This is a genomic window from Streptomyces sp. NPDC048506 (genome assembly GCF_040651315.1).
Lineage (GTDB): Bacteria > Actinomycetota > Actinomycetes > Streptomycetales > Streptomycetaceae > Streptomyces.
This window is the reverse complement of sequence record NZ_JBEZIX010000020.1, coordinates 55,062-67,822: the sequence shown is the minus strand read 5'-3', so window position 1 is coordinate 67,822 and position 12,761 is coordinate 55,062. Positions and strand designations below refer to the sequence as shown.

General features: G+C 75.2%; 13 protein-coding genes. 9 read left to right on the top strand and 4 right to left on the bottom strand.

Features of this window, described 5'->3' with window-relative positions; all coding sequences use genetic code 11:
- Nucleotides 1–8 precede the first annotated feature (8 nt).
- Nucleotides 9–1,304 (top strand): NAD(P)-binding domain-containing protein, encoded by a 1,296-nt coding sequence (locus AB0C96_RS18320; protein WP_362918615.1) that lies wholly within the window; start codon nt 9–11, stop codon nt 1,302–1,304.
- 70 nt (nt 1,305–1,374) lie between these two features.
- On the opposite strand, the gene AB0C96_RS18315 is transcribed toward AB0C96_RS18320, so the two are convergent.
- A complete protein-coding gene (locus AB0C96_RS18315; protein WP_362918734.1) occupies nt 1,375–1,773 on the bottom strand; it encodes a hypothetical protein in 399 nt (132 codons plus the stop codon).
- Nucleotides 1,774–2,086: 313 nt separating this feature from the next.
- Here AB0C96_RS18315 and AB0C96_RS18310 point away from each other — a divergent pair, with 313 nt between their 5' ends.
- Entirely contained in the window at nt 2,087–3,535 is a 1,449-nt protein-coding gene (locus AB0C96_RS18310; protein ID WP_362918613.1) for a tetratricopeptide repeat protein, read from the top strand.
- 58 nt (nt 3,536–3,593) lie between these two features.
- Here AB0C96_RS18310 and AB0C96_RS18305 read toward each other — a convergent pair whose 3' ends face one another.
- The 3 genes from AB0C96_RS18305 to AB0C96_RS18295 all read right to left on the bottom strand — a co-directional run bounded on the left by AB0C96_RS18305 (nt 3,594) and on the right by AB0C96_RS18295 (nt 6,074).
- A complete protein-coding gene (locus AB0C96_RS18305) occupies nt 3,594–4,187 on the bottom strand; it encodes a histidine phosphatase family protein (RefSeq protein ID WP_362918611.1) in 594 nt (197 codons plus the stop codon).
- 162 nt (nt 4,188–4,349) lie between these two features.
- Nucleotides 4,350–4,823 carry a hypothetical protein gene (locus AB0C96_RS18300; protein WP_362918609.1) on the bottom strand — a complete coding sequence of 158 codons (474 nt, stop codon included), beginning with the start codon at nt 4,821–4,823 and terminating at the stop codon, nt 4,350–4,352.
- 12 nt (nt 4,824–4,835) lie between these two features.
- On the bottom strand, nt 4,836–6,074 hold the full coding sequence (locus tag AB0C96_RS18295; RefSeq protein ID WP_362918607.1) for a helix-turn-helix transcriptional regulator: 1,239 nt from the start codon (nt 6,072–6,074) through the stop codon (nt 4,836–4,838).
- 142 nt (nt 6,075–6,216) lie between these two features.
- On the opposite strand from AB0C96_RS18295, the gene AB0C96_RS18290 reads away from it, so the two are divergent.
- The 7 genes from AB0C96_RS18290 to AB0C96_RS18260 all read left to right on the top strand — a co-directional run bounded on the left by AB0C96_RS18290 (nt 6,217) and on the right by AB0C96_RS18260 (nt 12,731).
- Entirely contained in the window at nt 6,217–6,567 is a 351-nt protein-coding gene (locus AB0C96_RS18290; RefSeq protein WP_362918605.1) for a hypothetical protein, read from the top strand.
- Nucleotides 6,564–6,758: a hypothetical protein gene (locus tag AB0C96_RS18285; RefSeq protein ID WP_362918603.1), complete on the top strand. Its 195-nt coding sequence runs from the start codon at nt 6,564–6,566 to the stop codon at nt 6,756–6,758. The genes AB0C96_RS18290 and AB0C96_RS18285 overlap by 4 nt, the downstream gene beginning before the upstream one ends.
- Nucleotides 6,759–6,962: 204 nt before the next feature.
- A complete protein-coding gene (locus AB0C96_RS18280) occupies nt 6,963–8,237 on the top strand; it encodes a hypothetical protein (RefSeq protein WP_362918601.1) in 1,275 nt (424 codons plus the stop codon).
- On the top strand, nt 8,228–9,778 hold the full coding sequence (locus AB0C96_RS18275) for a hypothetical protein (protein ID WP_362918599.1): 1,551 nt from the start codon (nt 8,228–8,230) through the stop codon (nt 9,776–9,778). Before AB0C96_RS18280 ends, AB0C96_RS18275 begins: the two co-directional genes overlap by 10 nt.
- 101 nt (nt 9,779–9,879) lie before the next feature.
- Nucleotides 9,880–11,259, top strand: a complete 1,380-nt coding sequence (locus AB0C96_RS18270) for an AAA domain-containing protein (RefSeq protein WP_362918597.1) — start codon at nt 9,880–9,882, stop codon at nt 11,257–11,259.
- A gap of 209 nt (nt 11,260–11,468) precedes the next feature.
- Nucleotides 11,469–11,795 (top strand): hypothetical protein, encoded by a 327-nt coding sequence (locus AB0C96_RS18265; protein WP_362918595.1) that lies wholly within the window; start codon nt 11,469–11,471, stop codon nt 11,793–11,795.
- A 294-nt stretch (nt 11,796–12,089) separates the two neighbouring features.
- Nucleotides 12,090–12,731 carry a hypothetical protein gene (locus AB0C96_RS18260; protein WP_362918593.1) on the top strand — a complete coding sequence of 214 codons (642 nt, stop codon included), beginning with the start codon at nt 12,090–12,092 and terminating at the stop codon, nt 12,729–12,731.
- The last annotated feature ends 30 nt before the right edge of the window (nt 12,732–12,761 follow it).

Here is a 12,761-nt window from a genome sequence, read left to right as displayed (position 1 = left end):
GAACATCCATGTACGACCTCGTGGTGGTGGGCGCCGGCCCCTACGGACTCTCGATCGCCGCGCACGCGGCAGCGGCCGGTCTGCGGCTGCGGGTCCTGGGCCGCCCGATGGCCTCGTGGCGCGACCACATGCCGGACGGCATGCTCCTGAAGTCCGAGCCCTGGTCCTCCAGCCTCTCCGCCCCGGACGGCCGGCACACCCTGGCGGAGTACTGCGCCGCCCACGGACTGCCCGCCGAGCACGGCGTCCCGATGCCCCTCGACACCTTCACCGCGTACGGCAGGTGGTTCGGCGAACGGGCCGTCCCGCGGGTCGAGGAGGTCACCGTCACCGCGGTCCGCCCGGACGGCGACGGCTTCCAGGTCGAGGCGGACACTGGCGAGCTGATCGCGGCCCGGACCGTCGTCCTCGCCGTCGGCGTGCGGCCGTTCGCCAATCGCCCCTGGCCGCTGCTGGAACTGCCCCCGGAACTCGCCTCGCACAGCATCGACCACCGCGACCTGCGGCACTTCGCCGGCCGGGACGTGGCGGTGATCGGCGCCGGGCAGGCCGCGCTGGAGACCGCGACGCTGCTGGCCGAACAGGGCGCCCGGTCCTGTGTGGTGGCCCGCGCCGGCCGGCTGCGCTGGAACGCCCCGCCGCAGCCCCTGGAGCGCGGCCGGCTGCGGGCCCTGCGCGACCCGCACTCGGGGCTCGGCGTCGGCTGGCCCAACTGGGTGTGGTCGCAGGCCCCTTGGGCGGTGCGCCGGCTGCCCCTGGGCACCCGGCTACGGATCGCCGAGACCGCGCTGGGCCCGGCCGGCGCCTGGTGGCTGCGGGAGCGCTTCGAGTCGGCGGTACCGACGCTGCTGGGCCACCGCGTCCGGGCCACCGCCCGCCACGGCGACAAGGTGCGGCTGCACCTCACCGATACCGAGGGCGGCACCGAGACCCTGGACGCCCACCACGTCGTGGCCGCCACCGGATTCACCCCCGACCTCGGCCGGCTGCGGCTGCTCCACCCCCGGGTGCGCACCGCCCTGCGCACGGTGGGCGGCAGCCGCGCGCCGGAGCTGACCGCGGGCTTCGAGTCGTCCTGGCCCGGGCTGTTCTTCGCGGGGATGCTGACCGCGCCGTCGTTCGGCCCGTCGATGCGCTTCGTCTACGGCGCGCACTTCACCGCGGCGCGACTGCTGCGCGGCGTCCAGCGCCGGCTCGGCGACCGTCCCGGCGCCTCCAACGTCCCCCGCCCCACCAGGGACGGCGTGCCGGCCGCCGCGAACGAGGCGGCACCGGACTCCACGGCCGGCGAGCCCGCGCTCTGACGCCGAGGGGCCGCCCGGCATCCCACCGGGCGGCCCCGCCCCCTCACGAGCGGATACGAGGAGCGGGCCCTCACTGGCAGCGGTCGACGGCCTCGATGGTGCGCGCCGCCTCGCCGAGCGCCGCCCGCAGCACGACCGGGTCGGTGGCGGCGGCGCCCGCGCCCTCCGGGGGCACCAGCCAACCGGTGCCGGTCACCGGGGGCTCCGCCGCGGTGCCGTCACCGCCCGGCCCGCCCAGCGCGACGCCGCGGCCGTAGGTCTGGGTGCATGCGCTGCCCGGTACGTCCCAGCCGTCGGCGGTGCCCGGCGGTACCAGGAAGCCGAGGGTGTCGCAGGTGCCGTCGTGCAGCACGGGGCCCACGCCGTCCCGCAGCCGCAGGATGTCGACGGCCTCCAGCCCCTGCCGGGCGGGCACCGTGACGAGGTCGCAGGGCTGTGCCGGTACGGCGGCCGCACCACCCGTCACGATCTGGTGCCGCCGGCCGCCGGCCTGGCCCGCGGACCCGGTGCCGCCTCTGCTCACGCCGGTCTCCCACACGGAGAACCCCTCCTCTGCACACGCCACACCCTTTACACCGAGTTCAACGGTTGGGCATGTCAACAGCTACGGCGGCGTAACGCTGCAAAGGATGGCAGTTCATGGCAGATCGCGCGCGAGATATCCGGTTTGTAGCCAAACTGGGCGTATCGGAGCCATCGTGGCCGGTACGGTCGTCCCGCCGCTCCGCCAGGAGGCGGCAGCGCCACGAGATGGCACGGAGAGGGCACGGAGAGGGTCCGCCATGACGTCGCCAGCAGCCGGTTCAGCGTCGTCCCGCACCGTACCCGCCCGCCCGAACACCGCTTTCCGACAGCTGCGCGGCCGGCTGTCGCCGGGCGAGTTCGCGGCGGCGGTCCGACGGGCCGCCCGTGAGATCGGTGAGCAGGTCTCGTGCGACGCCCGCTATGTGGGCCGCGTCGAGTCCGGGGAGATCCGGTGTCCGAACTACGCCTACGAGCGCGTGTTCCGGCACATGTTCCCCGAGCTGACGCTGCCCGACATGGGCTTCGCGCCGCGCGAGGCGGTACGCGGACGGGGGGCGCGTACGGCGGCGATCGGCGCCGCGCGCCTGGCAACCGAACCCGACAACCGCGATACCTGTATCCAGATCCACGAGGAGAGCGACGTGCTGCGTCGCGCGTTCATCACCGGCGGCCCGGCAGCCGCCCTGGGCTTCGCCGCCCTGCACCCCATCGAGGCCGCTGCCGCCGCGGCGGCCGTCCACGTCCCGGGGCCGCGTACGCCGGCCGGCGGCCGGGTCGGCGCGGCCGAGGCCACCGCGGTCGAGGAGGCCGTCCGGCAGATCCGGCTGCTGGACGACCGGCACGGCGCGGAGGGCATCTACCGGCGCGCCACCCAGCCGCTGCGCGCCGCCTACGAGCTGCTGGACGCCGACGTCCGGCGCCGCTCGGTCTCCGACCGACTGCACTCCGGCGCCGGCGAACTGTCCATCACCGTCGGGTGGTTGGCGCACGACTCGGGCCGCTTCGAGGACGCCCGCTCGCACTACGCCGAGGCGCTGGCCACCGCCCGGGTCTGCGGCGACGTCGCGCTGGAGGCGCACGCCTTCTGCAACACGGCCTTCCTGGCCCGCGACGCCGGCCGGCCGCGCGAGGCGGTGCGCGCCGCGCAGGCCGCGCAGCAGGCCGCCAAGCAGCTCGCCTCGCCACGGCTGTCGTCGCTGCTGGCGCTGCGCGAGGCGGGCGGCTGGGCGGGGCTGGGGGACCGGTCCGGCTGTGAGCAGGCGATGGCCCGGGCCGAGCGGCTGTTCGCGAGCGGGGTGCGGGACGGCGACCCGGAGTGGATGACGTTCTACGGCGAGGCCGAGCTGGCGGGCCTGGAGGCGCAGTGCTGGGCGGCGCTGGGCGACGCGGAGCGCGCGGCGGAGCACGCGCACCGTGCGGTGGCCCTCCAGGATCCTCACTTCACCCGCAACATCGCGCTGTTCACCGCGGAGTTGGCCGGTGACCTCGCGGCCAGCGGGGCTCCCGAGGAGGCGGCCGCGGCCGGGATGCGGGTGCTGCGACTGCTGGAGCAGGTCCGCTCGGCCCGGATCCGGACGATGCTCGACGGCACGGCCGGTGCCCTGCGGGCGCACCGCACCGGTGGACCGGTCGCCGAGTTCCTGGAGCGGCACGCGGCGGCGGCCGCGGCCGACGTCGGGGCGGCGGCCCCCGGCTGCACCTGTTGACGCCCGACCGGCCCGCTTCCTCCCCGCACCCGACAGCCGGTCCGGTCGCCGGCCGACGTCAGCCGAGGTGTCCGGTGTCGTTCCAGCGCTCGATCGCCGGCTCCCCGTAGGCCCAGCCGAGCACCGACAGGGACGTCGGGTCCAGCCGGATGCGGGCCGCGAAGGAGACGTCCAGGCCCAGCCAGCGGGCGCCCAGGACGCGCAGGATGTGGCCGTGCGCGAAGACCAGCACGTCGCGGTCGGCTGAACGCGCCCAGGCGACCACCTCGTCCGCCCGGGCGGAGACCTCGGCGAGGGTCTCGCCCTCGGGCACCCCGTCCCGCCAGATGAGCCAGCCCGGCCGCCGGGCCTTGATCTCGGCCGGCGTCAGCCCCTCGTACGCGCCGTAGTCGAACTCCATCAGGGCGTCCCAGTCCTGGGCCCGGTCCCCGAAGCCGGCCAGCTCGCAGGTCTCCTTGGCGCGCACCAGGGGGCTGGTGCGGACCTCGACGCCCGGCAGCCCGTCCCAGGGGGCGTGGTGCAGCCGCTCACCGAGCAGCTTGGCGCCGCGCCGGCCCTCGTCCAGCAGGGGGATGTCCGTCCGGCCGGTGTGCCTGCCGGAGAGGGACCACTCCGTCTGCCCGTGCCTGGCCAGGAATATGCGCGCTGCCATGGGTCGTACCTCTCGCCGATGGTTCGGCTGCTCGTTGCTCGGCGCGGGCGGCGTTGACCGCGGGGCCTTCATTCTCGCGCACGGGGTGGATTTGTCCCTACCCGCCCCCGCCCCCGCCCTCCGCCGGGCTCGTGGGGCCAGTCCGCCCGGGCACTCCTGGTGTCAGCGGGTGGCTCCCTCCGGCCACAGCACCCGTACCCGCATACCCGTCCGGCGGGCATAGGCGACGACATCCGCCGTCCCGCCATAGCCCCATGCCGGCTTTCCGTCCCAGACCGCCAGCAGCTCGTCCGCCAGACCAACCAGGGTCTCACTGCCCGCCATGTGCGCGGCGGAGTCGGAGGTGACGAGCCCGCTTTCATGGACGTCGGCCGCCCGGTACATCAGACGGTCATAGACCGGGTGATGCCACTCCGGCAGTCCCGCCCGATACTCCACGGCCGGTACGACCGCCTCCAGCCGCCCGCCATGCCGCAACGCCGCTTCCGCGAACCAGGCATCCGGACCGTCCGCGAGACACGAGACCGCAACCAGCTCCGCCGGGTCGTACGCGCTCACCGCCTCGGCGAGCAGCGCCCGCACCCGCTGCTCAACCTCGGCACTGAGCCCGCGATGCCCTGTGATCCCCACCCGCATCTGCTGCCCTTCCTAGAGGTAGACGCCGTGTAGGCGCTCGTCGAAATCCCGCACCACCTTGGGCGGCGCGGCCGTGGTGAAGCATCGGCGCACGGCGCGCGCCCTCGCCACGATCCGGCCGGAACGGTACTGGAGTCCGGTATCCAGCGCGCGAGAGGCGAGCGCGAACGCGGCCTCGATCCGTCCGCCGGCGAGGTGCCCCGCGGCGATGTCGAGCACCAACAGAGCTCGCTGTTTCGCGTGCCCAGTGGCCAGAGCGTCGACGTCGTCGGACAGCGCCCATTCCGGCAGGCCGAGCCGAGCCCCACAGGCGACCCGGCAAGCGGCCACTTTCACCGGGTCGAACGTGAACACCCAAGGCCACGGGGGCGGTTCCTCCGGCAGCGCTTCAGCAGCCGCCCGGCTCGCGGTCAGGGCCTTGTCGGCGTCCCGCCGGTGACCTCCCGCTGCGTGGGCGAGGGCTTCGACCGAGGACAGCCACGCACCGGCCACGGCCGGACACCGTTCGGCGAGTGCCTGCCGCGCGCGCCCGGTGAGGTTCAGAGCCTGGACGGCGTTCCCGGCATGGGCCTCGAACTGGGCCAGACTGCCGGTCTGGTAGGCGGTCAGGAGCGGGTCACCGGCCGCGCGGGCGGCTTTGATCGCCGAGCCGTACCAGGTGCGGGCGCTGCCGAAGTCGCCCATGTCCCACGACAGCCACCCGGCAAGGCCGGCGGCCTCGCTCCCGACGGCGGCGAGCCGGGGCCGCTGCTCCTCGGCAGCGGCCCGTGTCACGGTCTGGATGAGGCGCATGTGCGCGTGCACGGGCTCCACGAGGTCCCGGGACGGATTCGAGCCGTCGAGTCTGCGATATGCGGACGTGCTCAGGCGCAGTGAGGCGGCCCGCCCGTCAGTGTTGTCCGCGTCCGCGGGCAGTGCGGCCAGTGTTGGGGTCGTGGCCGCCGCCACCGCCCCGACGAGGAATCTCCGTCGGTCCACGTTGTCACCGTTCGACCGACCCTGTGGGCGACTGTCCGCCAGTCCCATCAGCGTCGGCGGAATCCCGAGATGTGCGGACGCCGCTGCCAGGATGCCCATGCTGTATGCACTCGTGCCGCGCTTCTCCAGACGGGACACCGCGGACTGCGACAAGCCCAACGACTCACCCAGCTGCGTCTGCGTCATGCGCAGTCGTGTCCGGGCCAGCTCGATGACCCGCCCGTAGTCGCCTGCCCGGGATGCGTCCCGGATCGGCCCCGTCTGCCAGTTCACGGCACGCCCCTCACGCTACGAGTCCATGCGGCTCCGGGCGCCTACCCGTACCCGCTCACCGCATATCCGCATGCGGGGGCCACATGCGTGATGGTCCCACGACTCCGAGTGACCGTTCACTGTCAGTCGACCCGGACTCGACGTGCATGCGGACAGGTTCGGGACCCGCAGCACCCCGTCCCTGCACACCGCGTCGGGGACGGGCCCGCCCTTCCTCTCCATCCCCGACCACGACGAGGCACCCATGACCGCACACACCGCACAGCCCCTCGGACTGGGGCACTGGTCTCACCCGCTGCTCGGACGTCTGGTGATCGACCGCGCCCACGGCGACCTCATCGGAATCCTCCGGGCCGTCGCCCCCGATCCGAAGGACAGCGACCCCGGGCTCATGCTCTCGGTCCCGGACGCGCCGCCGGTGGCATGGCTGGCGCCGAAGGGCGGCGGCCGGGAATGGACGACGGACCCGACCGCGATCGAGGCAGCACGATGAGCGCCCATCGACCGCAGGTCGGAGACGAGGTCGAATACGGCGACGGGCGCCGCGCCCTGGTGACCGACATCCGCAAAGGCCGCGTGTGGCTGCGGGCGCACGGTCGCCAGGAGTGGGAAGCCCCGGCCGAGGTCAACCTCACCGTGGTACGGACGCGGACCGAGCGCATCACAGCGGGCGATCTGTGGTGAGCGGTGTACGGCACGGCAGGCGCGGGCGGCCCGAGCGGGAGCCGGTCCTGACCGCATCGCGGGCGGGGACCCCCCGTGTCACTGCCGGATGCGAGACTTCGCCGGGTGAACGTTTCCCGCGACAGTCGACCCGCGTCGGCCACCCCGCCGGAGGGGCGGCCGACGCCGCCACCGAGCCCGCGGCCCGGGTCACCCTCACCCGGCGTGGGTCGGGGAAGGCTCGCTGAGCTGCGCGGCCCCGGCGTGCGCCCCCGCGCGCTGGACGCCCGCGCGCTCGCCGCGCTGGCCGCCAACCCCGGCTGCCGGCGCCGTGCGCTGCTGGACGGCGCGGGCGTCGACAAGGCCGCCCTGGCCCGGGCGCTGGGCTCGCCGGCACCGTACGGCCAGTCCCAGTTCGCGATCGTCCGGGGCAATGCGTTCGAGGCCCGGGTGAAGGCCGACGGCGGCACGGAGCTGCTGCGGCTGGTGCACGAGCGACTGGCCCCCGGCACCCCGCCGCCCGCGCCGGACGCGGTTTCCGCCCCCGACCTGTCCGCAGCCGGGCCCGAGGGCCGGGCGGCGCGCACGGCGCTCGCGCTGCGCGAGGCGACCGCGGCCGGCGGCTGGGCGCTGCTCGACCATCCGCTGCTGGCCGTCGAGGTGGCCGGCTCACCGGCCTATGTGGAGCCGGATGCGGTGGTGGTGCATCCGGACGGCAGTTGGACGGTCGTGGAGATCAAGTCCTTCCCGATGATCGACGGTTCGGCGGATGCCGCCAAGGTGGGGGCGGCCGCGCGCCAGGCGGCGGTGTACGTACTGGCCCTGGAGCCGGTCGCGGGGCACGTCCGCGCACGCACCGGCCGCGAGGTGCGGGTGCGCGACCGGGTGCTGCTGGTGTGCCCGAAGGACTTCTCCAACTTCCCGACGGCCGCCGCCGTCGACATCCGCAAGCAGCTCGCCACGACCCGGCGGCAGCTCGGCCGGCTCACCCGGGTCGAGGAGATCGCCGCCGCCCTCCCGGAAGGGACGACCTTCGACCTCCGGCTCGCGGACGACGGCAAGACCGCGACCCGCCCGCCACAGGAGCTGGCCGCGGCCGTCGAGGCGGTCGACGCGGCCTATGCGCCCGAGTGTCTGGCCGCCTGTGAGCTGGCCTTCCACTGCCGGGCGCGGGCGCACCAGGAGGGCGCGGTGGCCGCGCTGGGGCGCAGCGTACGGGGCGAGTTGGGCGGCTTGCGCACCGTCGAGGAGGTGCTGGCGGCAGCCACCGCCCCGCAGGCGCCCGGTGAGCCGAACGGCCCGGAGGACCCGTCAGACCCGTCAGACCCATCGGATTCGTCGGATCCCTCAAACTCGGCAGATCCGTCAGATCCGTCAGGTGTGGCAGATGTGGCAGATCCGGCAGTGCTCGCCCTGCGCCGAGCCGCCGCGCTGCGCGCCGAGGCGCTGGCGGGCGCCGCCGTGCCGACCCCGCGAGCGGAGGAGCCGGGATGTCGCTGATCGAGACGCTGGCCCGGATGGAGGCGGTGGCGGCCGGCCGCGCGCAGCCGCGGTGCACGGTCCGCCACCGCCATCTGTCCGAACGTCCGCTGGTCCTGGTGCCGTTGACGACCGCCGGCGAGGCCGGCGCACCGCTGGGCGCACTGGTCGGCACGGACCGCGAGAAGCCCGTACTGCTGGCCGTGCCGCAGCCGCGCGACCGCGACCTGCGGTTCGCCTTCCTCGCCGAGCTGGCCGAGACGATGCTGCCGTACGTGGACGGCTTCGCGGACACCGTGGAGTGGGAGGAGCGCAAGGAGACCGATCCGGAGACCGGCAAGAAGGTCCCGGTGCAGGTCGAACTGTGCGCGGACGCACCGCAGTTGATCGTGCCGAGCGCCGCCGGCATCGAGTACGTGCGGTTGCTGGGGCGGTCGATGCGGTTCCGGCGGACGGCCGAGCAGGAGCCGGAGACGCCGTACCCCGCGCCGCCGCAGGTCCCGTTGCTCGGCCGCTGGCTGACGCACTTCGGCGAGCGGGCCCGGGTCCCCGGCTCCGGTCTGCTGCTGTCCATGACGGGCCTGCTGGCCCGCCACTGGGCGACCGGCCAGAGCGCGCTGGAGGACCAGCACCTGGGCGCGCTGCTCGGCTGGATCGACCCACCGCCGGGCGTGCCCGGCCGCAAGGCCGCCGAGCGCGCGGGAACGGCGCGGGACGAGGCCGGGCAGCTGCTGTGCCCGCCGGCCGGTCCGGCCACCGACCCGGCCTTCGACAACCGGCTGCTGGCGCCCGCGATGGCCCGCTTCGACGCAGGACTCCCGGGCGCCGAGGACGAGCTCCGCGCCCTCCTCGAAAGCCAGTTGCGGCCGACCTGGGACGCGGTGTGGCGGGGCGTCGACCTGCTGCGGGCGCTGCCCGCGGGCAGCCGGGTCGCCGACCGCTGGAAGCGCGACCGCTGGTCGTACACGGCCCACCGCGACCGGGTGCGCGCCGGGGAGCCGCCGCAGCCCAAGCAGGACGACGCGGTCACCGCCGCCCAGAAGCTGTCCGCGCGGGAGACCGCACAGGCCCAACTGGACGCCCAGGAAGCCCTGGACGACCCGCTGGTGATGGCCGGGCGCCGGCTGGCCGGCGAGGCGTTCCAGGGCACGGTCGTCGACGTCGAGATGGCGATGTCCGAGGGCAGGCGCCCGATGCCGCGCCCCTTGGTCACGCTCCGCACGGCCGACCGCCCCCACCTGTCGGCGGGCGCCAAGCTCCACCGGCCGCTGGCGGACGGGAAGGCCCAGCCCGCCGAGTTCGTAGCGTACGCGGCCGACGGGCCGGGGACGCTGGTCGTGCGGCTGGTCGGCGGCATGGGGCGCGGGAAGACCCCGGAACCCGGCTCGGTGCCGGAGCCGGCGGACACCGTGTGCTGGACGCTGTTCGAGCACGCCCCGCGCGGCGGCCCCGAGCTGCCGGAGCCGGAGGACACGCCCTGGACGCACGGCGGCCCCCCGCCCGGCGTCGACGGCGCGCCGCACGACGTCCCCGACCCGGTGACCGCGGAGGACTTCCTCTGAGCGGGCTCCCCCGCACCGCGCCCGCCCCCGACTCCCCGCCCCCGACTCCCCGTTCCCGCACCCTGCATCCCGCATCCCGCATCCCTGGAGGATCCCGCCGTATGACGGCCGCCCAGGACCCGCACGCCCCCGGCTCCGGGTCTCCCTCCCGGTCCCCGTTCGACCCCGCCGCCGCGGCTGCCGCGGCCACCGCGGCGATCCTGCACGACACGCTGCACGGCACCCGGCGCGGTGTGGTCGTCGACTCCCCGCCCGGCGCCGGAAAGTCCACGCTGGTGGTCCGCGCGGCCCGGGAACTGGCCGCCGCCGGCCGCCCGTTGATGATCGTGGCGCAGACCAACGCCCAGGTCGACGACCTCGTCCTCCGGCTCGCCGCGAAGGACCCGGAGCTGCCGGTCGGACGGTTGCACAGCAGCGAGCCCGGGGCCTTCGACCCGGCGCTGGCCGAGCTGCCGGCGGTGCGCACGTCGGCGAAGGTCGCCGAGCTGGCCGGGCTGGACGTCGTCGTCTCCACGGCCGCGAAGTGGGCGTACACCAAGGTCGACGAGCCCTGGGGGCACGCCATCGTGGACGAGGCCTACCAGATGCGCTCCGACGCGCTGCTGAGCGTCGCCGGGCTCTTCGAACGGGCGCTGTTCGTCGGCGACCCGGGACAGCTGGACCCGTTCAGCGTGGTCGGCGCGGAGCAGTGGGCGGGCCTGGCGTACGACCCGTCGGCGAGCGCGGTCTCCACGCTGCTGGCCCACAACGCCGACCTGCCGCAGCACCGCCTGCCGGTCTCCTGGCGGCTGCCCGCGTCCGCCGCCCCGCTCGTCTCCGACGCGTTCTACCCGTACACCCGCTTCCGCAGCGGCACCGGCCACGGCGACCGTCGACTGGCGTTCGGCGTGCCGGGCGACGGCTCGGGCGTGGACCGGGTGCTGGACGAGGCCGCCGCGTCCGGCTGGGGCCTGCTGGAACTGCCCGCCCGGCACACCCCGCGCACCGATCCGGAGGCCGTGCGCGCGGTGGCCCTGGTGGTGCGCCGGCTGCTGGACCGCGGCGGAGCGGCGACCAGCGAGCTCGGACCCGATCCGGTACCGCTGACGGCGGACCGGATCGCGGTCGGCACGGCCCATCGCGACCAGGCCGCGGCCGTCCGCGCCGCCCTCGCCGACCTGGGGGTGACCGGCGTCACCGTCGACACCGCCAACCGCCTCCAGGGCCGCGAATTCGATGTCACGGTCGTCCTCCACCCGCTCTCCGGCCGCCCCGACGCCACCGCCTTCCACCTGGAGACCGGCCGGCTGTGCGTCCTGGCCTCGCGCCACCGCCACGCCTGCATCGTCGTCTGCCGCGCCGGCGTCACCGACCTCCTGGACGAACACCCCTCGACCGAGCCGGTCAGCCTGGGCGTCACGGTCAAGTTCCCGGACGGCTGGGAGGCGAACCACGCGGTACTGGCGCACCTCGCGGAGCACCGGGTGACCTGGCGGCCGTGACCGCGGGGTCGCACGGCAGGCCGTGCCGGGGTCCGCACACCGCCGCCGGCCCCGCGACGACCTGCGGAAAGCCGGGCCCGCCGGCACGGGCCCGCGGCCCCCTTGCGCGGGGCGGGAGAATGGAATGCGGCACACGATCTGGAGGTAGGTACATGTCCGAGCCGCAGCCGGCTCCCGACCCACGCGGTACGGCGCCGAGACCACGGCGCATGAAGCCCGCGCAACTGCTCTTCGAGCCACCCGAGGCCGTCGCCGACCCCGAGCACTTCTTCGACCTGGAGTCGATGGAGGACCCGCGCGAGCTGCTCAGCCGCGCGACGGAGCTGACCCTGGCCTTCCGCGCCGCGGCCGACCGGGCCATGGAGTTCCAGGCGCTGGCCGCCGCCCAGCTGGCCGACCCCAGCCGGTTCGACCGGATGCCGCTGGCCGTGCTCGCCGAGCAGGCGGAGTGGACCGAGGACTACGCACAGAAGATGGTCGAGTTCGGCCGCAGCCTGATGCGGGGCGGCAGCGCCCTGCTGGGGGACATGGACTGAGCGCTCCCGCCCCCCGTCACCCCACCCATCGCACACCTCACCCGTCCCACACACCCCGCACGGCTCATGGTCCATGACCATGAGCCGTTGGCATATGCGAGCGGGGCAAGATACCCGGCCCCGCGCCGCCCCGTCCCGGTTTCCGGCAATCACCCGCGGCGGAACGTGTCGTATCGATAGACCTGTGCCCATGAGCGATCGCAGTGAGCGGGTCAGGGAGAGGCGCGCGCCTCGCGGATGCGGGGCCGGGCGCAGCGCGGCGTCCCCCGGGTCCCGGGCCTGGGGAGTTTCGGCATGAGCGAGCGACTGCCCGAGCCCCCCTGCACCCCGGCCTCCCCCATGGCGGCGTACGTCACGCTCGCCGGCGCGGACTGGCTCGCCTCCGCCAGCCCCCGCCCGGACGCGCTGCACGCACGCTGGGCCCTGGAGCCGGCCGCGCCCAGCGTGCTGCCGTGCGGCACCGCCTTCGACGTGATCAACGCCCCGGCGCTGTTCGGGCGTCGCATGGTCGACCAGCTGTGGTCCGACGGCCCCGGCTCGGGGCCGGTGGCGGCGCATCGCGGGCGGATCCTGCTGTTCGCCGCCCCGGGCACGGCCCAGCGGCTGCCCGCGCTGCTCGTCTGGGAGGAGTGGGCGACCGCCGTCCCCCCGCTGCTGTGCCACGGCAGCGGCGACGCGGTGACCGTCCCCCCGCTGCGCCCCCGCCCCGCCGCGGGCGCCGACGGCACCGACCGCATCGATCCCGTCACCGGACCGGCCGAGGACCCCGCCGCCCCCACCGGCTCCCGCTGGTTGGTCGCGCCGGGCGTCCGCAGGCCCTGGTTACCCGGGCCGGACGTCCTGCTGTGGGCCTGTGTCCGCGCCGCCCGCGCAACGGGCGGGACGGAGCCGGAACCCGCAGCTCAGCACCGTGTTGCGGCGCTGGCGCGGGGCTGACCCGGATCGATTTTTGCCCTGCCCGATCAG

Coding starts and splice junctions, on each gene's coding strand:
- AB0C96_RS18320 (WP_362918615.1), top strand. CDS start 9: ATGTACGACCTCGTGGTGGTGGGCGCCGGCCCCTACGGACTCTCGATC.
- AB0C96_RS18310 (WP_362918613.1), top strand. CDS start 2,087: ATGACGTCGCCAGCAGCCGGTTCAGCGTCGTCCCGCACCGTACCCGCC.
- AB0C96_RS18305 (WP_362918611.1), bottom strand. CDS start 4,187: ATGGCAGCGCGCATATTCCTGGCCAGGCACGGGCAGACGGAGTGGTCC.
- AB0C96_RS18300 (WP_362918609.1), bottom strand. CDS start 4,823: ATGCGGGTGGGGATCACAGGGCATCGCGGGCTCAGTGCCGAGGTTGAG.
- AB0C96_RS18285 (WP_362918603.1), top strand. CDS start 6,564: ATGAGCGCCCATCGACCGCAGGTCGGAGACGAGGTCGAATACGGCGAC.
- AB0C96_RS18275 (WP_362918599.1), top strand. CDS start 8,228: ATGTCGCTGATCGAGACGCTGGCCCGGATGGAGGCGGTGGCGGCCGGC.
- AB0C96_RS18270 (WP_362918597.1), top strand. CDS start 9,880: ATGACGGCCGCCCAGGACCCGCACGCCCCCGGCTCCGGGTCTCCCTCC.
- AB0C96_RS18265 (WP_362918595.1), top strand. CDS start 11,469: ATGAAGCCCGCGCAACTGCTCTTCGAGCCACCCGAGGCCGTCGCCGAC.
- AB0C96_RS18260 (WP_362918593.1), top strand. CDS start 12,090: ATGAGCGAGCGACTGCCCGAGCCCCCCTGCACCCCGGCCTCCCCCATG.